This is a genomic window from Micropruina sonneratiae (assembly GCF_025972045.1).
GTDB lineage: Bacteria > Actinomycetota > Actinomycetes > Propionibacteriales > Propionibacteriaceae > Micropruina > Micropruina sonneratiae.
The window spans coordinates 28,522-52,716 of sequence record NZ_JAPDHX010000006.1 but is presented as its reverse complement, the minus strand read 5'-3'; the positions used below and the strand labels follow the sequence as shown (position 1 = coordinate 52,716).

At 70.9% G+C, this 24,195-nt stretch carries 19 protein-coding genes and 2 pseudogenes; 10 read left to right on the top strand and 11 right to left on the bottom strand.

Features of this window, described 5'->3' with window-relative positions; translation table 11 throughout:
* Window positions 1-62 precede the first annotated feature (62 nt).
* Window positions 63-929, top strand: coding sequence for a phosphatase PAP2 family protein (locus OIE40_RS14915; RefSeq protein WP_264703530.1), 867 nt, complete (start codon window positions 63-65; stop codon window positions 927-929).
* Between the two features lie 93 nt (window positions 930-1,022).
* Here OIE40_RS14915 and OIE40_RS17080 read toward each other — a convergent pair.
* The 5 genes and pseudogenes from OIE40_RS17080 to OIE40_RS14895 form a co-directional block, all read right to left on the bottom strand.
* Window positions 1,023-1,406 (bottom strand): annotated as a pseudogene (locus OIE40_RS17080) (IclR family transcriptional regulator domain-containing protein); the annotation flags it as partial.
* Between the two features lie 175 nt (window positions 1,407-1,581).
* Window positions 1,582-1,713: pseudogene (locus OIE40_RS17120) on the bottom strand (hypothetical protein); the annotation flags it as partial.
* 43 nt (window positions 1,714-1,756) lie between these two features.
* Window positions 1,757-2,032 carry an MDR/zinc-dependent alcohol dehydrogenase-like family protein gene (locus OIE40_RS14905; RefSeq protein ID WP_264703526.1) on the bottom strand — a complete coding sequence of 92 codons (276 nt, stop codon included), beginning with the start codon at window positions 2,030-2,032 and terminating at the stop codon, window positions 1,757-1,759.
* A 99-nt stretch (window positions 2,033-2,131) separates the two neighbouring features.
* On the bottom strand, window positions 2,132-2,992 hold the full coding sequence (locus tag OIE40_RS14900; RefSeq protein ID WP_264703525.1) for a patatin-like phospholipase family protein: 861 nt from the start codon (window positions 2,990-2,992) through the stop codon (window positions 2,132-2,134).
* Entirely contained in the window at window positions 2,970-4,055 is a 1,086-nt protein-coding gene (locus tag OIE40_RS14895) for a hypothetical protein (RefSeq protein ID WP_264703523.1), read from the bottom strand. Before OIE40_RS14895 ends, OIE40_RS14900 begins: the two co-directional genes overlap by 23 nt.
* A 99-nt stretch (window positions 4,056-4,154) precedes the next feature.
* Here OIE40_RS14895 and OIE40_RS14890 point away from each other — a divergent pair, with 99 nt between their 5' ends.
* The 3 genes from OIE40_RS14890 to OIE40_RS14880 are packed head-to-tail and all read left to right on the top strand — an operon-like array spanning window position 4,155 to window position 11,081.
* Window positions 4,155-7,595, top strand: coding sequence for a transglutaminase family protein (locus tag OIE40_RS14890; RefSeq protein ID WP_264703522.1), 3,441 nt, complete (start codon window positions 4,155-4,157; stop codon window positions 7,593-7,595).
* A gap of 38 nt (window positions 7,596-7,633) precedes the next feature.
* On the top strand, window positions 7,634-10,144 hold the full coding sequence (locus OIE40_RS14885) for a circularly permuted type 2 ATP-grasp protein (RefSeq protein WP_264703520.1): 2,511 nt from the start codon (window positions 7,634-7,636) through the stop codon (window positions 10,142-10,144).
* Window positions 10,137-11,081, top strand: a complete 945-nt coding sequence (locus tag OIE40_RS14880) for a transglutaminase family protein (RefSeq protein ID WP_264703517.1) — start codon at window positions 10,137-10,139, stop codon at window positions 11,079-11,081. The genes OIE40_RS14885 and OIE40_RS14880 overlap by 8 nt, the downstream gene beginning before the upstream one ends.
* A gap of 124 nt (window positions 11,082-11,205) precedes the next feature.
* Here the strand turns inward: OIE40_RS14880 and OIE40_RS14875 are convergent, their stop codons facing one another.
* Window positions 11,206-12,096 (bottom strand): endonuclease domain-containing protein, encoded by an 891-nt coding sequence (locus OIE40_RS14875; protein WP_264703515.1) that lies wholly within the window; start codon window positions 12,094-12,096, stop codon window positions 11,206-11,208.
* A gap of 86 nt (window positions 12,097-12,182) precedes the next feature.
* Here OIE40_RS14875 and ligD point away from each other — a divergent pair, with 86 nt between their 5' ends.
* The gene (gene ligD, locus OIE40_RS14870; protein WP_264703512.1) at window positions 12,183-13,109 is read left to right on the top strand and encodes a non-homologous end-joining DNA ligase; all 927 of its coding nucleotides are present in this window, start codon (window positions 12,183-12,185) and stop codon (window positions 13,107-13,109) included.
* 3 nt (window positions 13,110-13,112) lie between these two features.
* Here the strand turns inward: ligD and OIE40_RS14865 are convergent, their stop codons facing one another.
* Window positions 13,113-13,862 carry a PIG-L deacetylase family protein gene (locus OIE40_RS14865; RefSeq protein ID WP_264703510.1) on the bottom strand — a complete coding sequence of 250 codons (750 nt, stop codon included), beginning with the start codon at window positions 13,860-13,862 and terminating at the stop codon, window positions 13,113-13,115.
* A 46-nt stretch (window positions 13,863-13,908) separates the two neighbouring features.
* Window positions 13,909-15,792: a glycogen debranching N-terminal domain-containing protein gene (locus OIE40_RS14860; protein ID WP_264703509.1), complete on the bottom strand. Its 1,884-nt coding sequence runs from the start codon at window positions 15,790-15,792 to the stop codon at window positions 13,909-13,911.
* A gap of 251 nt (window positions 15,793-16,043) precedes the next feature.
* Here OIE40_RS14860 and OIE40_RS14855 point away from each other — a divergent pair, with 251 nt between their 5' ends.
* The 5 genes from OIE40_RS14855 (at window position 16,044) to OIE40_RS14835 (ending at window position 21,719) form a co-directional block, all read left to right on the top strand.
* Window positions 16,044-17,354: an ABC transporter substrate-binding protein gene (locus tag OIE40_RS14855; protein ID WP_264703507.1), complete on the top strand. Its 1,311-nt coding sequence runs from the start codon at window positions 16,044-16,046 to the stop codon at window positions 17,352-17,354.
* A gap of 118 nt (window positions 17,355-17,472) precedes the next feature.
* Window positions 17,473-18,408 (top strand): carbohydrate ABC transporter permease, encoded by a 936-nt coding sequence (locus OIE40_RS14850; protein ID WP_264703505.1) that lies wholly within the window; start codon window positions 17,473-17,475, stop codon window positions 18,406-18,408.
* Window positions 18,405-19,313, top strand: a complete 909-nt coding sequence (locus tag OIE40_RS14845; protein WP_264703503.1) for a carbohydrate ABC transporter permease — start codon at window positions 18,405-18,407, stop codon at window positions 19,311-19,313. The genes OIE40_RS14850 and OIE40_RS14845 overlap by 4 nt, the downstream gene beginning before the upstream one ends.
* Window positions 19,310-20,686 (top strand): GH1 family beta-glucosidase, encoded by a 1,377-nt coding sequence (locus OIE40_RS14840; protein ID WP_264703501.1) that lies wholly within the window; start codon window positions 19,310-19,312, stop codon window positions 20,684-20,686. Before OIE40_RS14845 ends, OIE40_RS14840 begins: the two co-directional genes overlap by 4 nt.
* A gap of 31 nt (window positions 20,687-20,717) precedes the next feature.
* The gene (locus OIE40_RS14835) at window positions 20,718-21,719 is read left to right on the top strand and encodes a LacI family DNA-binding transcriptional regulator (RefSeq protein ID WP_264703500.1); all 1,002 of its coding nucleotides are present in this window, start codon (window positions 20,718-20,720) and stop codon (window positions 21,717-21,719) included.
* A 63-nt stretch (window positions 21,720-21,782) separates the two neighbouring features.
* On the opposite strand, the gene OIE40_RS14830 is transcribed toward OIE40_RS14835, so the two are convergent.
* From OIE40_RS14830 to OIE40_RS14820, 3 genes are all read right to left on the bottom strand, one after another.
* Entirely contained in the window at window positions 21,783-22,661 is an 879-nt protein-coding gene (locus OIE40_RS14830) for a transglutaminase-like domain-containing protein (RefSeq protein ID WP_264703499.1), read from the bottom strand.
* Window positions 22,662-22,827: 166 nt separating this feature from the next.
* Window positions 22,828-23,478 (bottom strand): hypothetical protein, encoded by a 651-nt coding sequence (locus OIE40_RS14825; RefSeq protein ID WP_264703497.1) that lies wholly within the window; start codon window positions 23,476-23,478, stop codon window positions 22,828-22,830.
* A 248-nt stretch (window positions 23,479-23,726) separates the two neighbouring features.
* Entirely contained in the window at window positions 23,727-24,131 is a 405-nt protein-coding gene (locus tag OIE40_RS14820) for a hypothetical protein (RefSeq protein ID WP_264703495.1), read from the bottom strand.
* Window positions 24,132-24,195 lie beyond the last annotated feature (64 nt).

The following is a 24,195-nucleotide window of genomic DNA, read 5'->3' as shown; positions in this document are numbered from 1 at the left end:
GACACACTGCCGCCGCCCGCGGTACTGATCGGGGCACCCGGAACACCTGACACACTTGGCCAATGCACCCCCAGCAGCCCGAGCCGCCCCAGCCTCCGCAGCCCCTGCGGCCCTCAGAGTCCGAGCGGACGATCGGTTCGCGCGACCTCACCGATTGGCGCAGCACCGCCGGCCGCTGGCTGCGCGACAGCTTCGGCGCGCTGGTCGACCGGGTCCGCAACACCGAGGTCGCCGTGCTGCTGCTGCTCGGGTTGTCGGTGGCGCTGGCGGTCGGCGGCACCGTGCTGGCCGGCGAAATCTACGAGGCCGTCTCCACCGGGCACGGCATCGCCCGCGTCGATGAGCCGCTACTGGCCTGGATCCTCACCGTCCGGACGCCCGAACTCACCGCGGCGATCGCGGCGTTCAGCAACTCCGGCGGTCAGCTCTACATGACGATCATCACCGCCGTCGCGGTGACGGCGCTGTGCCTGCTGTGGAGGCGCTGGACGCCGCTGGTGCTGATGCTGATCGCCGTCGGCGGCTCGCTGGCGATGACCGTGGCCGGCAAGCGGATGACCGAGCGGGCCCGCCCTGCGTTGGCCGACGCCGTGCCGCCCTACGAGACGTCGGCGTCCTTCCCGTCGGGGCACTCGCTCAACTCGATCGTGATCGCCGGCATGTTCTGCTACCTGCTGGTGTCGCACCTGACCAGCACGGCCGCCCGGGCCGTGACCGTCACCCTCACCGTGCTGTACGTACTGGCGATGGGACTGTCGCGGGTGTACCTGGGGCACCACTGGCTCACCGACGTGCTGGCCGCCTGGTCCCTGGGGGTGGCGTGGCTGACGGTGGTGATCACCAGCCACCGATTGTGGCTCACCCAGCATCAGGACCACCGCCTGGGGGGACACCGCCAGGTCGAGGGCGGGGGCGGCGACAACCGCTAGTCGAGTGCCGGGCAGGGCGGCCGCGGTAACCTCGTCGACCACGATCGCGGCGAGTTCCGCGGCCCGGTCGGTGCTCAACCGATTTGACGGCATCGTCACCGACACGGCCGCGACGACGACCCCCATCACGGCCAGGGGGACGCCGACGCACGAGACGCCGCGCTCGTTCTCGTCGGTCTCGATGGCGTAGCCCGCGTCGCGGACCCGGGCGAGTTCACGTCCGACCCGGTCGCGAAGTCCCGGATCAGCCCCGGGTGCGGCGCTCAGCCACTCCGGCAGCGCGGCCGCGTCGACGCCGCGGGCGCCCATGATGGCGCGACCCAGCGCGGTGGTCACGGCGGGACTGGTGAAGCCGATCTCGGACCACACCCGCACCGGCCGCTCGGGCTCGACCTTGTCGAGATAGACGATGGACCGCTCGGTGAGCCGGCCCAGGTTGGTCAGCTGGTGGGCCCGTGCGGTGATGCCGCTCAGCACCGGGTGCAGTTGCCCCACAATGCGGTTCGCGTCGAGCCACCACCGCGACAGCAGCCCGGTGGCCGGGCCTTCCGATGTAGGCCTGGATGCCGCCGTCGCCGGCCGCTCGATCTCGAGTCATCGGCGTCCGCTTGATCTTGCCGGCGTTGTTGACCAGCACGTCGACACCGCCCACCTCGTCGGCGATCCTGGCCACCGCGGCGGTGACCTGGGCCTCGTCGGTGACGTCGAAGGCGTAGCCGTGCACGGCGCTGGTGACCAACGCCACGCGGCCGGTCAGGTCGAAGATCCCGAGAGCTGCTGTCATGTCGTCCTCTTTCTGGTTTTCTGGGGGTTCGTCGGGGTTTGGTTCAGGCGGCCGGGTCCACCTTGATCAGCACCTTCATCGCCTCGCCCCGGCTGAGTTCGGCGAAGGCGGCGCCGACCTGACCGAGGTCGGTGACCTTCGAGATCAGCCTGGCGACCGGGACGCGGCCCTGGCCGACCAGTTCGGCGGCCGTGCGCATGTCCTCGAGGTGGTACAGCCGCGCGCCGTACATCTCCAGCTCGCGCCAGAACACCCGGTGCAGGTTGATCGGCCGCGGGGCGGCGTGGATGGCGACGTCGACCAGCCGGCCGCGTTTCATCTTTGCAAACGGGCATTTGTTTGAAGCAAACCGGGGCAGGGTCCGGTATGACCCCGGCAGCGGGACCGGTTGCGCCGACCGGGGCGCCGCGGGTGCAGCTCAGGCCCAGGACAGGGCAGCGAGCTCGTCGCGGGCCTGCCCGCCCTGCCGCCGGCCCTGTTCGCGGGCGGCGTCCAGCCGGGCGGCCGACAGCACGTCGAGCGCCGGCCGCTCGTTCTGCACCAGCACCACCGACGCCCCGTGCGCACGCAGCCGCGCCGCCTGGTGGGCGGGACGCCGCAACTCACGCAGTGAGCGGGACTGCGGCGCCAGGATCAGCACCGGGTCGCACTCGCTGGCCAGGTCGGCGTTGGCGGGCGATCGCAGCCCGCCGTCGAGATAGGCGCGACCCTCGAGGTGCACCGCCGGGAACACCCCGGGCATGGCGCAACTGGCCGCGATCGCCGTGGTCAGCTCGACGCCCGAGCGGGTGGTGAAGTAGGCGGGCCGGCCGCTGACCGCGTCCACCGCCACCACGATCAGGGATGCCGGCCAGTGCGTATCGCCGATGGCGCGGCCGATCAGGTCGACGAACGCCTCCTCGCTGAGCCGGCCGCGGCGTCCGGCCCGGTGGGCGTCGCGGGCCGCGCGGCGTCCGAGCCACTGCAACGCATGCCGGCGGCTGGGCCAGACTTGGGCGGCCAGCAGTGCCGCGGCAGCCGCCACCCCCACCCGGACGCCGGCCAGTTCGGCCAGCAGCGGCGCCGGGTCGTCGGCGTCCGCCCCGGTCAGCATCAGGGTCGCGGCGAGGGCGCCGGCCGACGTCCCGACCACCCGGTCGGCGGTGCCGGCCACGTCGGGCAGCTCGGCCAGCACGCCCTGCAGCCAGGCCAGCCCGGTCAGACCGCCGCCGCCCAGCACCACCGCCCGCGGCGCGGCGTCCGGCCCGGACGGACGCTCAGGCGACCCGCTGCCAGACAACCGGATCCTTGGTGTCGACCACCGACAGCGCGTAGCGGACCTTGACCGAGTTGGTCTGGTCGACGGCGTACGTCTCGCCGCCCTCGGAGAGCGTGCAGCGGAAGCGCAGCTTGAGCGTGGTCGCGCCACGGGCCTGCGTCGGGTCGGCGGCGTCCAGGGTGTAGGTGGCGCCCTTCCACGGGTCGCCGACCAGGTTCCAGCGAATCGACTTGGTGGCGATCTTCTGGTTCTTGTCGACCGCGACGCTGTTGGGACAACCCTCGGGGCTGGGGTTCTTCTTCGCCAGGCACTTCTTCAACGCAGCGGCCGCGATCTTGCCGGCCGCCTTCTCACCGCGCGCGGTCAGCACCGCGTGCAGGCCGGCCGGAATGTCCTCGCCGACCGCGCTCACCGTCACGCGGTTGCCCTCCAGCTCGAGCTGGGGCAGTTCCTGGTCGAAGACGTACACGCCAGGAAACACCTCGACGTGCGTCGAATCGGCGAGCCGCACGCCGTTCAGGCTGGCCTTCAGCGAGGACGGCAGCGCCCCCGGATCGATCGTCGAGGTGACCTGGCCGAGCCGCCAGCCCACCTCGGTCTCGTTGACCGTGAACGAGATGGTGGCCGGCTCGCCGTCGAGGGTCACCTCGGCCGGTACCGTCACCATCGTGCCGCCCTCGACCTCGGGCACGTTCACGACCGCCAGCTTGGCCTCCTTCTGGGACCGCTTGAGCACGTCGGCGGTGAGCAGGCTGGTGTCGGTGGGACGGTTCAGTGCGTACTCCAGGGCCCGGTCGGCGTCGGCCGCGACCAGGGCGTCCAGATAGCCGGCCACGGCCTCCTGCGGGGTCGCCGACGGCACGCCGGACGCCGGCGGCTGGGGCCGCAGCAGCCAGGCGATGCCGGCGACCAGCACAGCGACCACCACGAAGGCGACGGCGGCGATCCACCGGCTGCGCGAGCGGGGCGGCGTGACGGCGGCGTCGGGTTCGGCGTCCGGGCGGCTGTCGGTGACGGGTTCCACGTCGGGCGCCGGCTCGTTGCCCTGGTGGTCAGGGTGCTCGTCGGGTACCTGAGAAGTCACCGGTACAGGCTAGCGGGGTGCCTCGCCGGGCGTTTCAGTGAGGTTTCGGTCCGGCCCCGCGGGTGACCCGGCACCGCAGCGGCCACTAGATTCGCGAGGGTGACGATCCGGGTAGCTCTCGAACACCGCACCACGTACACCTTCGCCGAACCGGTGCAGGTGTACCCGCACACGGTGCGGCTGCGGCCCGCACCGCATTCCAGGACGCCGATCGCCGCCTACTCGCTCACCGTCGAGCCGCGCAACCACTTCATCAACTGGCAGCAGGATCCGTTCGGGAACTACCTGGCGAGACTGGTCTTCCCGGAACCGGTGAAGGAACTCGACATCACCGTCGACGTGGTGGCCGACATGACCGTGATCAACCCGTTCGACTTCTTCCTCGAGGAGTACGCCGAACGGTTCGGTTTCGAGTACCCGGCCGCGCTGCGGGCGGACCTCGAACCGTACCTGCGCCCGGTCGACGAGTCCGGCGACGGGCCCGGCCCGCTGCTGAGGCAGTGGGTGCAGCAGCACATCACCGACCGCTACGCCGGGCTCACCGGCGACGAGCGTCCCCGGATGGTCGACTTCCTGGTCGCGGTGAACACCGCGCTGCAGCACGACATCGCCTACACGGTGCGGATGGAGCACGGCGTCCAGACCCCCGACACGACCTTGGCCAACGCGCTCGGCTCGTGCCGCGACTCGGCCTGGGTGCTGGTGTCGGTGCTGCGCGAGGCCGGGCTGGCCGCGCGTTTCGTCTCCGGCTACCTCGTCCAGCTCACCTCCGACGTCGAGGCGCTGGACGGCCCGTCGGGTCCCAAGGAGGACTTCACCGACCTGCACGCCTGGGCCGAGGTGTACGTGCCCGGGGCCGGCTGGATCGGCCTCGACCCCACCTCGGGCCTGTTCGCCGGCGAGGGGCACATTCCGCTGTCGGCCACCCCGCACCCGGCGTCCGCCGCGCCGATCTCGGGTGCCACGGCGCCGGTCGCGGTGACCATGGCGTTCGCGAACACCGTCCGTCGGGTGCACGAGGACCCGCGGGTGACCAAGCCCTACACCGACCAGCAGTGGGACGCCGTGGACGCCCTCGGCGGCACCGTCGACGAACTGCTGGCGGCGGGCGACGTCCGGCTGACGATGGGCGGTGAACCCACCTTCGTCTCCGCCGACGACACCGCCACCCCGCAATGGGAGGGCGCCGCCGACGGTCCCGAGAAGCGGGCGCTGGCCCGGCAGCTCGCGGCCCGGCTCGAACAGCGCTGGGCGCCCGGCGGCGTCGTCCACCACGGCCAGGGCAAGTGGTACCCGGGCGAGGACCTGCCGCGCTGGAACATCGCGATCACCTGGCGGTCCGACGGGGTGCCGATCTGGGAGGACCGCTCGCTGCTGGCCAACCCGTGGGACGAGCCGAGCGTCGAACCCGGCTCGGCCGAGGCGCAGACCGCGGTGCGCGACCTGGCCGCCTACATCGCCGGGGGACTCGGCGTCCCCGGCAGCCACGTCGTGCCGGCCTTCGAGGATCCGTTGCTGGCGCTGATGAACGAGGCGCTGAAGCCGGCCGGGGCCCGACCCGATGACCCCGAGCCGGGCGCGGCCGACGACGAGGCGTCGGCCGACGACGAACTGGCCGCGATCGACGCCGGCCGCGGTGCCCCACGCGGGTGGGTGGTGCCGGTGTTCCGGCTCGCCGACGAGGGCGTCTGGGGCACGACGCAGTGGCGGCCCCGGCGCCGGCACCTGATGCTGACCGGTGGCACCTCGCCGATGGGGTTCCGGCTGCCGTTGAACGCGATCGCCTGGTCGCCGGTGCCCGAGGAGATCGAACGCTCGCCGTTCGAGATGACCGGGCTGCTGCCCCTCATCGTCGAGGGCGAGGCGCCGGCGGCGAAGGTGCTCGACATCGAGGAGGCGCCGCGCACCGCGCTGTGCGTCGAAGAGCGCGACGGCCGGCTGTACGTCTTCCTGCCGCCGCTGGCCAGGCTCGAGGACGCCCTCGAACTGCTCAGCGTCGTCGAGACGGCGGCGTCCGCGGTCGAGTTGCCGGTGGTGCTCGAGGGCTACCCGCTGCCGTTCGACCTGCGCACCAAGACCCTCTCGGTGACCCCCGACCCGGGCGTGATCGAGGTCAACACCCAGCCCACCTCCGGCTGGGCCGAGCAGCGCGACCTGACCCTGTCCCTCTACGACGACGCTCGCCGCACCCGGTTGGCGACCGAGAAGTTCGACCTCGACGGCACCCACACCGGCACCGGCGGCGGCAACCACTTCACCCTGGGCGGCGCCACCCCGACCGACTCCCCGCTGCTGCGGCGACCCGACCTGCTGCGCTCGCTGCTCACCTACTGGCAGCACCATCCGTCCTTGTCGTACGTGTTCTCCGGGCGGTTCATCGGCCCCACCTCGCAGGCCCCCCGGTTCGACGAGGGCCGGCCCGAGACCCTGTACGAGATGGAGATCGCCTTCGCCGAGCTCGACCGGGTCACTGCGGACGCCGCCGCGTTCGCCCCCGACGACGACCTGCCGTCGCTGCCCTGGAACACCGACCGGCTGCTGCGGCACCTGCTCACCGACCTGACGGGCAACACCCACCGCTCGGAGTTCTGCATCGACAAGCTGTACTCCCCCGATTCGCAGCGCGGACGCCTCGGCCTGCTCGAGCTGCGCGGCTTCGAGATGCCGCCGCACGCGCGGATGGCGCTGGTCCAGGCCCTGCTGGTGCGCTGCCTGGTAGCGATGTTCTGGTCGCAGCCCTACCGCAGCCGGCTGATCCGCTGGGGCACCCGGCTGCATGACCGCTTCCTGCTGCCCGCCTTCGCCGCCGCCGACCTGCGCGAGGTGGTCGCCGACGTGAACGCCTGGCTGGCACAGGCGTCCCCCGGCGCGCACTTCGACCCGGCCTGGCTGGACCCGTTCCTGGAGTTCCGGTTCCCACGGCTGGGCGAGACCCGCATCTCGGGGGTGCACCTCGAGCTGCGTCAGGCGATCGAGCCGTGGCACGTGCTGGGTGAGGAGGCGACGGCGTCCGGCACCTCGCGCTACGTCGACTCCTCCGTCGAGCGGGTGCAGTTGGCGGTGTCCGACCTCGTCGAAGGGCGGCACGTGGTGACCTGCAACGGCGTCCCGGTACCGATGGTGCCGGTCGAGAACGGTGGCTGGGGCACGGCGCTGGGCTCCGACGACGCACCGGCGACCACCGGCATGTTCGTGGGCGGTGTGCGCTACCGCGCCTGGGCGCCCTGGTCGGCGCTGCATCCGACGATGGGCATCCACTCGCCGCTGGTGTTCGACCTAGTCGACACCTGGAACGACCGGTCGCTGGGCGGGTTCACCTACCACGTCGTTCACCCGGGCGGGCGCAGCTACGACAACTACCCGGTCAACGCCGTCGAGGCGGAGTCGCGGCGGGCGTCCAGGTTCAGCGAACTCGGCCACACCCCCGGCCCGGTCGACACCTCGGGCTGGCCGTCGGCCGAGGCCGTTTTCGGGCCGATGGGCACCGAGTACCCGTGCACCGTCGACCTGCGCCGCTACTCGCCCGGCCACGTGGGCTGAGTGAGGAAGCGGTGTCCGCACCCGCTAGGTTGGCCAGCATGTCCGCAGCCGTCCCGCTCGAATCGGGCGTCCTCGACGAGTACCGGGCACGCCTGCGCCCGGACGCCGTCGACGAGTTGGTGACCGTCGACGGGCTGCGCACCGATCAGGCCGCGCTGGGCGCCGCCCTGGACGCGATGGGGATGGCCGGCTTGCAGGAGGCGCGCGAGGAGGCCGGTTCGCTGGCGTCCGACGAGGGCGTGACCTACGGCACCGGCCAGGCCGGCGCCCGCAACTGGGCGATCGACCCGATCCCGGTGCTGATCGGCGGCAGCGAATGGACCGCGCTGACCGACGGGCTGCGGCAGCGCGCGGTGCTGCTCGACCTGGTGCTCTCGGACCTCTACGGCGACCGGACGCTGCTGCGCCGCCGGGTGATCCCGCCCGAGGCGGTGCTGGCCCACGACGGCTACATCCGGCAAACCGTCGGAGTCGACGCGCCGGGCCACCGGCAACTGGTGGTGGCCGCGACCGACCTGTCCCGCAACGCCGACGGAGCGTGGACGGTGATCTCCGACCGCACTCAGGCACCGTCCGGACCGGGCTACGCGATGGCCACCCGGCGGATCATCTCCAGGGTGATGGCGGGGCTGCACCGCGCCACCCCGCTGGCCCGGCTACGCGGCTTCTTCCAGACCTTCACCGCGGCGCTGCAGGACGCCTCGCCGTCGGCGACCGAGCCACCCCGGGTGGTGCTGCTCACCCCCGGGCCGGGCAGCGAGACGGCCTTCGAGCAGGCCTACCTGGCCACCCTGCTGGGCTTTCCGCTGGTCGAGGCGGACGACCTGGTGATGGAGCAGGGCAAGGTGTGGTTGCGGGCGGGCGACCGGCTCGAGCAGGTCGACGTCATCCTGCGCCGGGTGGACGCCGCCTACGCCGATCCCCTCGAACTGCGCGGCGACTCCCAGCTCGGCGTCCCGGGCCTGATCGAGGCGGCCCGGAACCGCACCGTCGCCGTGGTCAACCCGGTCGGTGCCGGCGTCCTGGAGAACCCCGCCCTGCTGGCGCATCTCGGCAGTGCCGCCCGGGCGCTGATCGGGGAGGATCTTCGGCTGCCCAGCCCGACGACCTGGTGGTGCGGCCGCCCGAACGAGCTCTCGCATGTTCTGGCCAACCTGGATTCGTTGGTGATCAAGCCGATCTCGCGGGCGATGGGCCCGGTGCGCTACGGCTGGCAGCTGAACGGAGCCGAACGGGGCGAACTGGCCGACCGGCTGAGGGCCGAGCCGTGGGTGTGGTGCGGCCAGGAGCCGATGCAGCTGTCCACCGCGCCGGTGGTGACCCGGGCCGGGCTGGAGCCCCGCCGGTTCGTGCTGCGCACCTTCGGCGTCGCCCACGACGACGACTACCACTTCCTGCCCGGCGGTCTGGGCCGGGTCGCGGCCCGGGTCGGCGAGTACACCGTCTCGAACTACACCGGCGCGCTGGCCAAGGACGTCTGGGTGCTGTCCTCGGACGCCGAGCAGCCGGCGCTGAGCGTCCGCGACCGCCGGCTCGGCCCGCCGCTGGTGGTCCGGGCCACCGGCCTGTCGCCGCGCGTGGCCGACAACCTGTACTGGATGGGCCGCTACGCCGAACGCGCCGAGGGCACCGCCCGGTTGCTGAAGGTCGTCGACGACTTCGCCGAGGACAACGTCAGCCGCACCGGAACGCCGGGAGCCGTGGCCACCGACGTCCTGCTGCAGGCGGTGGCCTGGGTCACCGTGACCGGCTCGATCGGTGCGGGCGAGTCTTCTGTGTCGTACCTGCGCCGCGCCGTGCTGGACGCCGGCCGCTCCGGCACCGTGCGGCACTGCGCCAGCCAGGTGATCAACGCCGCCCAGCACGTGCGCGACCTGCTCAGCGTGGACACCTGGGCGGTGTTGGGCCGGCTCAACCAGACCCTGGAGGAGATCCCCGACGACGACGACCAGCTGCAGACCCTGCTCGACGACGTGCTGGAGTCGCTGCTGGCCCTGGCCGGGATCATGGCGCAGAGCATGGTGCGCGACGAATCGTGGGCGTTCCTCGACGCCGGCTGCCGGATGGAACGGGCACAGATGACGCTGGCGCTGCTCGGCAGCGCCCTGACCCAGCAACGTCCCCGACCGGTCGAGGACCTGGTCGTCGAGGCGGTGCTGCGGGCCGGCGAGTCGATCATCACCCACCGGCGTCGCGCCGCCGCCGGAACCGGCCCGACGGTCGCCCTCGAGTCCGCCATCGACCTGCTGCTGCTCGACCGGCTGAACCCGCGCTCGGTGATCTACCAGGCGGAGTCGATGGCCTCCGACCTGACCCTGCTGGGCGACGAGGCGTCGGCGTCCCGGGCGTTGGCGCTGGCGCAGGCACTGGAGGCGACCGACCCCGAGCAGTTGCTCGACGTTCCGGTGCTGGCGGTGCAGCTGGCCGCCATCGACCAGGAGTTCCGCAGGCTGTCCGATGCGTTGGCGCCGCGGCACTTCCTGCGCCAGGCGCCGCGTCGTCCGCAATCCGCCGGCTGGGCCAGCCCGTGGCAGGTGGCCGATGACTGAGCTCGCCCAGGCCGCGATCAGCCGGCCCGACCACTACACGCCGCGCCGCTACCGCGTCCGGCACTCGACGATCTACAGCTACGAGTCCGAGGTCGAGGCGTGTTACGAGCGCGGCTTCCTGCGCCCGCTGGAGACCTGGTCACAGCAGGTGGTCTCGAACGAGGTGCTGGTCAGCCCCGAGCCCGACGTCATCACCCAGCACGTCGACCACTTCGGCAACCACAGCTTCTACGTCGAGGTGCGCACCCCGCACACCGAACTCGTGGTCGGCAAGGTGGCCTACGTCGATGTGGCGTGGCCGCGGCCCAACCTGGAGTCGCTGAACTCGTTCACGGTCGCCGAGGCGGCGGCCCGGGTCGAGCAGGAGGCGGACGCCCTGGAGCGTGCCGAGTTCCTGCTGCCCTCGGCGCTGGTCGACCTGGCCCCCGAGGTGACGCAGTACGCCGAGGGCATCCTGTGGTCCGACCGCCCGCTGGGCGACGCCCTGGTGGGGCTGTACTCGACGATCTACCGCGACTTCAAGTACGAACTGGGCGCCACCTCGGTGCGTACCCGGCTGCCGGAGCTACTCAAGCTGCGCAAGGGCGTCTGCCAGGATTTTGCGCACCTATCGGTCGGCTGCCTGCGCTCGGTGGGGTTGCCGGCCCGGTACGTGTCGGGCTATGTGGAGACATCGCCCCCACCCGGCCAGCCGAAACTGGAGGGCTCCGACGCGTCGCACGCCTGGACGTCGGTGCTGGTCCCCGGCGGGGAGTGGATCGACATCGACCCCACCAACGACCACTTCGCCGATTCACGCTACATCGTCACCGCCTGGGGACGGGATTTTCGCGACGTGTCTCCGCTGAAGGGGGTCATCTACACCGAGGCGAAGAAGTCCGAGCTGACGGTGAAGGTCGACGTGTTCCGCGTCAACCCCGACGGCACGCTGAGCTGACGCCCTGACCCTCGCTCCCCCATCGGGTGAATTCACCTGCCGCCGATATACCGATTTTCGACGTCGATGCTGATCGAAACGTTTACATCGCCCGAATCCGGCATCGAGGTCGAAAATCGGTATATCACCACTGGCTGAAATCCCAGTCGGGCATCGGGGTCACGGCGGCGCGGATCTCCTCCACCACCCCGTCAGGGTCTTCGCTCAGCCGCCGCCACGTGTATCGCAGCACCCGGTAGCCGGCCAGCACCAGCCGGTTCTGCCGGATCCGGTCCGCCTCGAACGCCTGCCTGGAGCTGTGTACCTCGAAGCCGTCGAACTCGACCACCAACCGTCTGGCCTCGAACAGCAGATCGGGATGGCAGACGAATCCGCCCAGCTTCAGCCGGGGATTGGCCACCCAGCCCTCGAGGCCAGCATCCCGCAGCAAGGCCTGCAACGTCCGCTCACCACCGGACCACGGGTTGTCGGAGCAGCTCACCACCACCCGCCGGCGTTCCGCCAGGCCACGCTGCCCGCTGAACTCCGCCAGGGCGTCGACCAGTTCGTCGGGTCGCACCAGTCCTTCGCGCAGGAACAGTTCCGCCACCCGGCCCTCATCGCCACAGGCCAGGTCGACCGCGACGATGGCGGGCGACGGGCAGCGCAGGCCGTGCGCCTCACGGATCAGGGCCGGGCTGACCCGCCGCCGCACCATGGTCAGTCCCGCCCCGGCGCCGCCGCCCGGCTGAGCCAGCAGCACCCGCTCCTGTTGCTCGAACGGACGCGACTCCGCCCGGATGGCCTCCACCGCCGACCGCCCCCACAACACCGACGCCGGGCGCGCCACGAGTGCTGCAGCGAAGCGGGTGTGCCGGTCCCAGAGTCGGTCGGCCGCCACGAAAACGCCCGGATGCACCGTGACGATCGCCTGACGCGCGAGCAGAGCGTTGATCGCACTCCTGGAATGCTCACTCCTGGTCAGGACGCCGTTGTGAGCCGCCAGTAACAGGTCGCCCGCGGGAGAACGCTCCATCGCGCTATCCAGCCACAGGAATCGTCCCGATCGACCGAGTGATCCTCCAGGCTGTGGATAACTCCGGCGTGCACTACCGTCGGGCCATGGCGAGTCCTGCGGTCGAGATCGAGGTGGGTGACCGGGTCGTCCGACTCACCAACCCCGACCGGGTCTACTTCCCCGAGACGGGCTGGACGAAGCGTGACCTGGTCGACTACTACCTCGCGGTGGGCGACGGGGTGGTCCGGGCGCTGCGCGAGCGGCCGTGCATGCTGCACCGCTTCCCCGACGGTCTGGCGGGGCCGAAGGTGCACCAGAAGCGGCTGCCGGCCGGAGCGCCCGACTGGGTGCAGACCGTCGAGTTGTACTTCCCGCGCTACGGCCGCACCGCCGACGAGCTGTGCGTCACCGAACTGGCCCAGGTGATCTGGGCGGTGCAGATGTCGACGGTCGAGTTCCACCCCTGGAACAGCCGGCGCGGCCACGTCGAGCAGCCCGACGAGTGGCGCATCGATCTCGACCCGATGCCCGAGGCCGACTTCGCCGCGGTGGCCCGGGTGGCGTCCGTCGCCCGCGAGGTGCTGGCCGAGCTCGACATCACCGGCTACCCGAAGACCTCCGGTGGCAACGGCTTTCACATCTACGTCCGGATCGAGCCGGCCTGGGGCTTCGCCGAGGTGCGCCGCGCCGCGTTGGCCTTCGCCCGCAAGGTCGAGCGGCGGTGTCCCGACGCGACCACGGTGTGGTGGCGCAAGGACCGCGACCCCACCAAGGTGTTCGTCGACTTCAACCAGAACGCCCGCGATCACACCATCGCCTGCGCCTACTCGGTGCGCGGGACGCCGACCGGCACCGTCTCGACCCCGGTCGAGTGGGAGGAGCTGGCCGACCTCGATCCGCGGGACTTCACGCTGGCGTCGGTGCCGGCCCGGTTCGCCGAGCTGGGCGACCTGCACGAGCGCATCGACGATGTCGCCCATCGGCTGGACACGCTGCTCGAGTGGGCCGACCGCGACGGCCTGCCCGGGTAGCCGCTACGGGCCGGCCGGACGCCCGCGCAGGTCGTAGGCCTTGAACAGCATCGCGTGGTCGGCACCGAGCGCCTTGCCGCCGCCCGACAGCATCTCCGGGATGAAGTCGGCCGGCTTCGGGTGGCCCGGGATCGCCGCCAGATACTCCTCGTGCATCTCCAGCGACCGCACCGCCCGCTGGACCGAGGCGTCCGAGACCACCACGCCGTGGGTGGGTTGCTGGTGGCCGGCGACAAGCAGCCAGCGGACGCCCCACTTGGGCAGGTTCTCGTCCTTGGCGAGTTCGGGGTGTACCCAGGTGTTGTCGGCGTCGCGGATGGCGTCGATCACCGTCAGTCCCGCCACCCGGTGGTCGGCCATGTTCAGCCCCCATGGCGCCTCGATGTCCCAGGTCATGCCGACCACGGCGTCCGGCTTGAACTCGCGGATCACCCGGGCGACGTCGCGACGCAGGTCGAGGCTGTAGACCAGCATGCCGTCGGGGTGGGTAAGCATGGCGAGTTCGCTGACCCCGACCTGCTCGCAGGCCCGCTCCTGCTCGCCGCGGCGGATGCGGGCGCACTCCTCGGGCGGGATCTGCATACCGGCCTCGCCTCGGGTCAGCAGCAGGTAGGCCACCTCGACGCCGCGGTCGGTCCATTCGGCCACCGCCGCCGAGGTTCCGTACTCCAGGTCGTCGGGGTGCGCCACCACGCACAGCACGCGGGTGAACTCGTCGTCGGGAAGCCGCTCGATGCTCGGGCTCTCAGTCATGCCGCCAACCTACGGCCAACCGCCAACGCCGTCGAGACAACGGTGGCTACAACGCTCCCAGCGCCCGCGCCACGCTCACCCCGGATGCCGCCGCCCACGCCTGCGGGCGGCAGGACGCCGGGTACGGCACCGGCGGGAACACCTCGTCGGCGCCCTGCCCGCCGAACAGTTCTGGCAGCCGGTACTCGAACCCCTCCGCGGCCCGCAGCAGCCCTTGCGCCAATCGCGCGGCCGGGCCGTCGAAGCCTGAACGCAGCATGCCGTCGAGGATCATCGCGGTGTCGTGGGTCCACACCGAACCGACGTGGTAGCGCGTCGGCCAATACGCCGCGTTGCTCGTCGAAACAGTGCGAATGCCGTAGCCGGAGAACAGTTCCGGGGACATCAGCCGGTCCACCACGATCGCCTCCTCGGCGGCGTCCAGCAGCCCGGTGCCGAGCAGGTGCCCCATATTCGAGGCGGGGGTGTCGACCGGCGCCTTGTCGGCGTCCAGGGCCAGCGCCGGGTAGCGGCCGTGCTCGTCGGTCACCCAGAACGATGCCCGGAATCGGTCGGCGAGGCGCCCCGCCCACTCGCGCCACCAGGCCGCCTGCGCCGCATCTCCGGTGTGCCGCTCGAGCAGGCCGGCACCGGCCAATGCCGCGGCGTGGCAGTAGCCCTGCACCTCGGCGAGCGCGATCGGGCCCTGCGCGATCCGGCCGTCGCTGAACCGGATCGAGTCGCCGGAGTCCTTCCAGCCCTGATTGGCCAGCCCGTGACCGGACGCGTCGAAGTACTCCGCGAAACCGTCGCCGTCGGCGTCGGAGAAGTCGCGCAACCAGCCCAGTGCCGCCTGCAGCGCTCCGATCAGGTCACCGACGTCGTGCCCGGCCGCGTCGACCTCGGCGAGCAGCAGGATCCACAGCGGCGTCGCGTCGATCGTGCCGTAGTACTCCGGCGGCAGCACGATGCCCCCTCGCTGCAGGTCGATGGTGTCGGCGCGCACCTCGTGCAGGATCTTGCCCGGCTGCTCGGCCCGGTCGACATCGACGACCCGGCCCTGCCGCGCCGCCAGGGTGTGAAGCGTGCCCAGTGCCATCGAGGCGTCCAGCGGCAGAGCCAGCCGGGCGGCGATCAGCGAGTCGCGCCCGAACAGCGTGAAGAACCAGGGCGCCCCGGCCGCGTAGAAGCGGCGATCGGCGTCGCCCGGCTCCTGCATCCGCAGCGCGTTCAGGTCGGCCACCGAACGCCGCACCAGCCGTTCCAGGGACGCCGACGCCCCCCGCAACGCCGGCGCCGCGACCGGCTCGGCGGTGCAGCCCTCGAACGGCGACCCGGCATCGGCGGCCAGCAGTTCCCACCCGCACGACACCGAGCCGTAGCGCGGCAGGGTGAGCCGCCAGCGCAGCTCGATCAGCGCGCCCTCGCCGGCCTGCGTGGTGCGCACCTGCGCGCCGGGCGCGTCGATGCGGACGCGGGAGCACTCGTCCCAGCCCCAGCCGTCCGGCCCGGCTTCGACCCGCCCGGTCGTGTCCACGCCGGCCCTGATCAGGTTCAACGGCGCCACATCGGGCGTCACCTCGACCACGAGTTCGACCTCGATCGCCTCCGGCAGTGAACCCGCGACCGTGATCGTTTCGCGCACCCCGCCGGTGTGGGGCGCCCGTCGCCGGGTCACAGAGCCGCACGGATCGACTCCCTCGCCCAGCCGGGCGATGGCGTGGAAGGTGACCGCGCCGTCCAGCCCGGACGACGACGAGCCGGCCACCAGGTCGACCGGACCGTCCGGTCCGTCCAGGCGCAGCGACACGCCCTGCAGCACCCGGTGATCGCCGTAGTAGAAGCCCTGGACGCCGCTGCCGTCGACGTCGCCGCCGGCGGCTGACCAGACCTGGACGGGAGCGGCCAGCGCGACCGTGAGGTCGTGCAGGAAGGGTTGATGGAGGGCCATCGGAGCTCCGTTCTGGACGTTCACCGGCATTGTCGAGCGCCAACACCCTACGGGTGCGCCGGACGCCTCCGCGACGTGGCCGCCGACCCCACGCGGCGAAGGTCACGAAAAGATCTCGTTTGCTGAAACCCTTGACGCTTGAAAGCGCTTTCATGCAGCATTTGACTCAGGATGAGAGCGCTTTCATCCACGGGAGGAATCTCCCGCCTCGCGGCGCCGGCCCTGGCCCGCTGAAGCGACGAAGGAGTCACATGCGCACCACGTTCATTCGCACAGCGGTCCTACCAGCCGCTCTGCTCGCCCTGCTCGCCACCGGCTGCTCGCAGCCTGCGGCAGCCCCCTCCAGCCCGGCGGCGTCCGAGTCCGCCGCCTCGACCGAGCCCGTCACCCTCACCGTGGCGACGTTCAACGAGTTCGGCTACGAGGACCTGTTCAAGGAGTACACCAAGCTCCATCCGAACGTCACCATCACACCGAAGAAGGCCGCCACCTCCAACGAGGCGCGCGAGAACTACTTCAACAAGCTGGCCGCCGGCTCGGGCTTGTCCGACATCGAGGCCATCGAGGTCGACTGGCTGCCCGACGTGATGCAGACCGCCGACAAGCTCACCGACCTGTCCGGCGACGACGTCGCCAACCGCTGGCTCGACTGGAAGGCCGCCGCCGCCACCACCCCCGACGGCAAGCTGGTCGGCTTCGGCACCGACATCGGCCCCGAGGCGGTGTGCTACCGCTCCGACCTGTTCAAGAAGGCCGGCCTGCCCACCGACCGCGACGAGGTCGCCGCCCTGCTGCAGGGTGACTGGAACAAGTACTTCGAGGTCGGCAAGCAGTTCGTCGCCAAGTCCAACGGCGTGGCCTGGTTCGACTCGGCCGACGCGATCATGCAGGGCCAGATCAACCAGTTGCCGAACGCCTTCTCCTCCACCGAGCCCGAGGAGACGCTGATCCCGCTCGACCAGAACCAGCCGGTCAAGGACATGTACACCTCGATCCTGAACGTCTCCACCAACGACAAGCTGTCCGCCGGTCTTTCGCAGTGGAGCACCGACTGGGTCAACGCCTTCCAGAAGAGCAAGTTCGCCACGATGCTGTGCCCGGGCTGGATGCTCGGCATCATCGAGGGCAACGCCAAGGGCATCGAGGGCTGGGACATCGCCAACGTCTTCCCCGGCGGCGGCGGCAACTGGGGCGGTTCGTACCTGACCGTGCCCGCCCAGGGCAAGAACACCGCGGCGGCCCGTGAACTGGCAGCCTGGCTGACCGCTCCCGAGCAGCAGATCAAGGCGTTCAAGGCCAAGGGCACCTTCCCGAGCCAGAAGGAAGCGCTGACCAGCCAGGACCTGCTGAGCGTCACGAACAAGTTCTTCAACGACGCGCCGACCGGTCAGATCCTCGCCGACCGCGCCAACGCCGTCACCGTGAACCCGTTCAAGGGCCCGAACTACTTCGCCGTCCGGCAGGTCATCTCCGACGCCATCAACCGGGTGGACGTGACCAAGAAGCAGTCGGCCGACGAGTCCTGGACGCAGGCGGTCAAGGAGTTCGAGGCTCTGGGCTGAGGTCCCGACACCCGACTCTGGTACCACCGTCAGCGGTGGTGACCCGAACCCCGTGGGCGGGGTGGCACCGACCACCCCGCCCACGCGTCCGACCGCATCCCGAACCGAACGGAGGCCCATGACCTGGCGGCAGCGGCTCAGCCGATGGGACGTGCGAAGCGCCCCCTACCTCTACATCTCGCCCTTCTTCCTGCTGTTCGCGCTGGTGGGGCTGTTCCCGTTGCTCTACACGGGCTGGGTGGCCCTGCACAAGTGGAGCCTGATCGTCGGCAACCAGGGCTTCATCGGCTTCGGCAACTTCGCCTACGTGCTCGACCAGCCCCGGTTCTGGGACGGCGTGGTCAACACGTTCAGCATCTTCCTGCTCTCCTCGGTGCCGCAGGTCATCGCCGCCATCGCGATCGCCGCGGTGCTGGACGCCAACCTGCGCGCCAAGACCTTTTGGCGGATGGGCGTCCTGGTGCCCTACGTGGTCGCCCCCGTGGCGGTCTCGCTGGTCTTCGGCCAACTGTTCGCCGACCAGTCCGGCGTGATCAACTCGCTGCTGGGCACGAGCGGCGTCGACCCGATCGGGTGGCACGCCGACCGCTTCGCCTCGCACGTGGCGATCGCCACCATGGTCAACTTCCGCTGGACCGGCTACAACGCGCTGATCTTCCTGGCAGCCATGCAGGCCATCCCGCGCGACATCATCGAGGCGGCGGTGGTCGACGGCGCGAACCGCTGGCGCACCTTCATCGGCGTCACCGTTCCGCTGCTGCGCCCCACGATCATCTTCGTGGTGATCACCTCCACCATCGGTGGCCTGCAGATCTTCGACGAGCCCCGGATGTTCGACACCTTCGGGCTGGGCGGGCCCGACCGGGAGTGGATGACCGTCACCATGTACCTCTACGAGCTCGGCTGGGCGGGCCAGCGGAACCTCGGCCGTTCGGCCGCGGTGGCCTGGCTGTTGTTCCTGATCATCGTCATCTTCGCCCTGCTCAACTTCTGGATCACCCGGCGGATCGCCAGCACCGACACCCGCAGCAAGCGAAAGAGGGTCGCCCGATGAGTTCCGTCGCGATGGCCGGCCAGCTGGCCGGCAAGGGGGCCGCCGACGCCGCCAGGCGCCGCCGCGTCCGGATGGAGGGCGGCGTGCGCCGCCCCGGCTGGGTCACCTACCTGCTGCTCGGCGCCTTCGTCCTGATCTCGGCGCTGCCGCTGTACTACGCCTTCCTGCTGTCGACCTCCACCGCCGCCGACATCGCCCAGCAGCCGATCCCGTCACCGATCCCGCAGGGCCACTTCCTCGAGAACGTGCAGCGGGTGCTGGACGCCGGCATCGGCTTCTGGCAGGCGTTGCTGAACAGCGTCATCGTCGCGGTCATCACCTCGGTGTCGGTGATCTTCTTCTCCACCCTGGCCGGCTACGCGTTCGCGAAACTGCGCTTCCGGGGACGTTCCGGACTGCTCGCCTTCGTGATCGGAACGATGGCGGTGCCCACCCAGCTCGGCGTGATCCCGCTGTTCATCGTGATGTCGAACCTGGGCTGGGCCGGCAAGCTGCAGGCCGTCGTCGTGCCCGGCCTGGTCACCGCCTTCGGGGTGTTCTGGATGACCCAGTACCTGTCCGAGGCCCTGCCCTATGAACTCATCGAGGCCGCCCGGGTCGACGGCTGCTCGATGATCCGGACCTTCTGGCACGTGGCGCTGCCGGCCGCCCGGCCCGCCGCAGCGATGCTCGGCCTGTTCACCTTCGTCGGTTCCTGGACCAACTTCTTCTGGCCGTTCATCGTGCTTGGTTCGACCAACCCGACCCTGCCGGTCGCGCTGCAGTTGCTGCAGGCGTCCTACTTCAAGGACCTGGCACTGATCATGGCCGGTGTCGTGCTGGCCACCGTGCCCCTGCTGGTCCTGTTCATCTTCGCCGGCCGGCAGCTGGTCTCCGGCATCATGCAAGGAGCAGTCAAGGGATGACCACTCTCCAGTTCCCGGCGGACTTCCACTGGGGTGCCGCGACGTCGTCGTTCCAGATCGAGGGGGCGGCCGAGTTGCGCGGCGACTCGATCTGGGACGTGTTCTGCCGCCAGCCGGGGGCGATCGCCGACGGCTCCGACGGCACGGTGGCCGTGGACCACTTCCACCGCTTCCGCGACGACGTCGCCCTGCTGGCCGGGCTCGGCCTCGACACCTACCGCTTCTCGGTCTCCTGGCCCCGGGTGATGAACCCCGACGGTTCGGTCAACGAGGCGGGTCTCGACTTCTACGACGAACTGGTGGACGCCCTGTGCGAGGCCGGCATCCGGCCGTGGCTGACGCTGTACCACTGGGATCTGCCCGCCTGGCTGGCGGGGGGCTGGACGAACCGAGCCACCGCCGAGGCCTTCGTCGACTATGCGCTGGTGGTCCACGCCCGGCTGTCCGACCGGGTGCGCATCTGGACGACGCTGAACGAGCCCTGGTGCGCGTCCTTCCTGTCCTACGCGGGCGGCCAGCACGCCCCGGGTCACCGGGTCGCGGCCGAGGCGTACGCAGCCGGTCACCACCTGCTGCTCGCGCACGGTTGGGTCACCTGGGCCCTACGCGCCGCCGATCCGGACGCCACGCTCGGGCTCAGCCTGAACTTCACGCCCGGCTACCCGGCCGACCCGGACAACCCGGCCGACGTCGACGTCGTGCGGCGCACCGACGGCACCCAGCACAGGTTCTTCACCGAACCGGTCTTCCACGGCGAGTATCCGGCCGACCTGATCGCGGACGCCGGAGCCGACTGGCCCGGCGGACTGGTCCGCGACGGCGACCTGGCGGCCATCGCGACGCCGATCGACGTGCTCGGCGTCAACTACTACACTTCGCAGCTGATCCGGGCCGGCGCCGCGGCCCCCGGCGTCGGCGTGCACACCACCGCACCGGACGCCGTCGTGGTCGACCGCCCGGACCTCGCCCGCACCGACATGGGCTGGGAGATCACCCCCGACGCCTTCCGCGACCTGCTGGTGCGGCTGCACCACGAGTACACCGGGCCGGCCGGCATCTCCATGGCGATCACCGAGAACGGCTGCGCGGTCGATGACCCCGACCCGGCCGCCGGTCCGATCGACGACGTGGAGCGGATCGCCTACCTGGCCGGCCACCTCCGGGCGGTGCACGAGGCGATCGAGGCCGGCGCCGCCATCGACACCTACCTGGTCTGGTCGATCATCGACAACTTCGAATGGGCTTTCGGCTACACCAAACGCTTCGGCCTGGTGGCCGTCGACAGTGAGCTGAACCGGTTGCCGAAGGCGAGTGCAGGCTGGTACTCCGACCTCAGCCGGCTCGGTACTCTGTGCCTGCCCGAGCAGGCTTGAACCGCAGCCCGCACGACAGGAGGTGACCCGCATGAGCGAGCGCAGTGCGCCCACCCTGGACGACGTGGCCCGTGCCGCCGGCGTGTCCCGTGCGACGGCGTCCCGGGTGATCAACGGCGTCGTACCGGTCTCCAAGCCGGCCTCCGAGGCGGTCCGCCGGGCGGTCGCCATGCTCGGCTACCGGCCCAATGTCGCTGCCCGGGCCCTCGTCACCCGGCGGGTCGGTGCCGTGGTCGTGCTGGTGCCCGAGACCGAGGAGCGGGTGTTCTCCGACCCCTTCTTCCCCAGCGCCTACCACGGTGCACTGGAGGCGTTCCGGCACAGCGGCATCCACGTGCTGCTGTCGATGGCCCACCCGCACGACGGCGTCGATCCGATGCTGCAGTTCTTCCAGTCCGACCATTCCGACGGCGCCATCGTCATCTCCCACCACGGGCAGGACTTCGCCCGGGCGGTGGCGGCGTCCTCGCGTCCCGTGGTGTTCGTCGGCAATCCCGGCGTGCCGGGGCTGGCCTACGTCGACGTGGACCATGTCAAGGCGGCCGCGACCGCGACCAGGCACCTGCTCGACCGGGGCGCCCGCACCATCGGGACGATCACCGGCCCGATGGACATGTCGGCCGGTGTCGAGCGGCTGCGCGGTTTCCAGCAGGCACTCGCAGCGGCAGGTCGCAGCGGTCACCTGATCGCCGAGGGCGACTTCACGTTCGCGGGTGGTGACGAGGCCGCCTACGGCCTGCTCAGCCATCACTCCGACATCGACGCCCTGTTCGTCGCCTCCGACCTGATGGCCTCGGGAGCCATCCGGGCGGCCGAACGGCTCGGACGCCGGGTGCCGGACGACCTGCTGGTGGTCGGCTTCGACGACTCGGTGATCGCCCGGCAGAGTATTCCGACACTGACCACGATGGAGAACCGGCCGGACGTGCTGGCCCGCACCGCGGGTCAGATGCTGCTGGCGAAGCTGGGCGGCCACGAACCGGAGTCGCCGGTGATCCTGGACAGCCGGCTGGTACGCCGCGAGTCCGCCTGAGCCTGCGCAGATCGAGCCGCGGGCTTGCGCCCGCGGTGGCGCCCCCGCCTCGGGGACGGGGTTTCAATCCTCGAACGGGTTGCGGGCCTCGAACGAGGTGTCGGCCGGCGGCCACTGGTCGACCTCGTCCTCGTCCGCCCACACGGTCAGCCTGCGCAGCCAGGGCGAACCCCAGGTCGTGACCATCGCCAGGTCGGTCGCGTCGCGGCCGCGGCCGATCGGCACGTGCCCCTTGCGCCGCGCATTGTGCCGCGGATCGAAGGTCCACCACCGGTCACCGAGGTACACCTCGACCCACGCGTGGAAGTCCATCGGGGTGGGCAGCACCGGCACGTCCATGTCGGGCAGGTAGCCGCTGCAGTAGCGCGCCGGCACGTTCATCGCCCGGCACAGCGTCACCATCAGGTGCGCGAAGTCGCGGCACACCCCGTACCCGGACTCGAAGGAATCCTTCGCCGTCCAGAACGATCCCGTGCTGCCGGTGCGGTACTCGAGGTGGTTCCACACCCAGTCCTGGATGGCTGCCACCATCGTGTAGTTGCGGTCGTGGTCACCGAACAGGTTCCAGGCCGAGCCGCTGAGCATGTCCGACTGGCAGTAGCGGCTGGGCAGGGTGAACACCAACGTGTCGTCGGGCAGGTCCTCGGGGCTGTTGACCGGCGCCGAGGCGTCGGCGGCGTCGAGTTCGTCGGGGACCTCGACCACCGCGTAGTACGACACCAGGGACTGCCCGGGCGGAAGCATCACCCGGCGGATCTCGTTGCCGTACAGATCGGTGTAGCGGGCCGTTTCGATGACCGGGTCGGTCGTCCAGAGCTCGCGCAGCACCGCGGTGTCGACGGCCGGCCTGACGAGGAAGCTGGCGGGAACGGCGGACTGCGCGACGTGGTTGAACTCGCATCCGATCCGCAACGTGCGGAGCGGCGCCTGAGCCTGTGACACGGGTCCCCCCTTCGTGGTGTGGGCGTCAAATTACCCCACCCGTGCGCCGCGGCTCCGCGCCGTTCGAGTAGCCCCACCCCTTGGGAGGTATGCGTCCGTATCGCGATCTCTACCACGATCAGTAGACGGAGCAATCGAGGCACAGAGCCTGACCCGGCGCCGCGGGTCATGCCACCTCGACCAGGCTGCGAGCGTGCGGCGCCAGCCGGCGGATCGACCGTGCGTTGCGCCAGCGGACCAGGTCGGCGCTGATTCGCAGGTGGTGGGCGGCCTCGTGGCTGCGCAGGCCCAGCCCGTAGACGGCGAACAGGCAGGCTCCGGCCTCGCGGTCGAGCAGGCCCAGCCGGGTGGCGGCCCGCAGCAGCCCGGCCACCCCCGGGCCGGAAGGCTCGCCGTGGCTCTCCAGCCGAGCCGGATCGACCGGTGGTGGTGCTGCAACGTCGGACCACACCGCTCGCCGGGTGTCGAGCACCAGGTTGGCGGCGATGCGTCGCGGACGCCGGCGCAACGGATAGCTCGCCAGCCGCAGCCAGCATTCCGCCAGGTAGTCCCCCAGCGAATGCACCGGGTCGCGCGCGGCCAGCAGCACCAGCTTGCCGAGCAGGGCCTGCAGCACCACCCGCCCGGCGAGTCGGTCACCGGCGGCGTTGCGGAGAAGGAGTCCGCCCAGCACGGCGTCCGGATCGTCGGCGATGCCGGCCAGCACCTCGCCCAGGCTGCGCGGGTGTTGCGGCCAATCGGCCGGGACGGCCCGGTGCTGCATCTGCGCCCATTCGGCGTTCAGCGCCCGGGCGCTGGCGTCGCTGCTCGCGGTCATGCCCAGAGGCTGCCGGGCAGGTGTTGTCACGAGTGTTGTCGGCGTCGCCCCCGGTGTTGGCGGTCGAATGGCCACAATCCGATAACCATTGCGCCGGGCAACCGGCGAGGCGGCCCCACGAGCAACTGCCCGGCCTTACAGTTGACACGTCACCATCGGGGTTTTGGTTGCCGGACATCAGCCATCACGTTCGCCCAGGGGGTTGCTTGGACGCTCCAGCAGCCCCCTGGAGCCTTGTCTGGCCCGGCTCAGCGGTCGTAGTCGTCCAGGGCGCGGGCCAGGAAGTCCTTCAGGTCACCGGTCTCGCCGTCGCGCCCACCCCGTCCGATCACCAGCGGCGGCTGGCTGGGCGACAGCTTGACTCCGGTGAAGCGGCTCAGTCGGCCGCCGGTGGTCAACAGTTGGACGAACCGGCCCTCGGGGGTGATCGCCATCGTCCGCGCCTTGTTGAGATACCAGCCCACCTGGTCGCTCTTGACCCGGCTGCCGTCCATCAGCACCGCTTTGAGGGGTTCGGGCTGTAGTCCCCGCTCGGCGGTGGCCGCAATGAACTCGTTGATCAGGGTCTGCGCGGCAGCGGCCTCGCTGCGCTGGGCCGCCTCGGCCAATTCCTGGCGGCGGCGGGCGTCCTCACCTCGGGTGCTGCGGGCCATGTCGCCACCCTATGCGACTGCACCGTCTGGGCTGCCGGTGGTGGCCCCGGGATGACGTAGACTG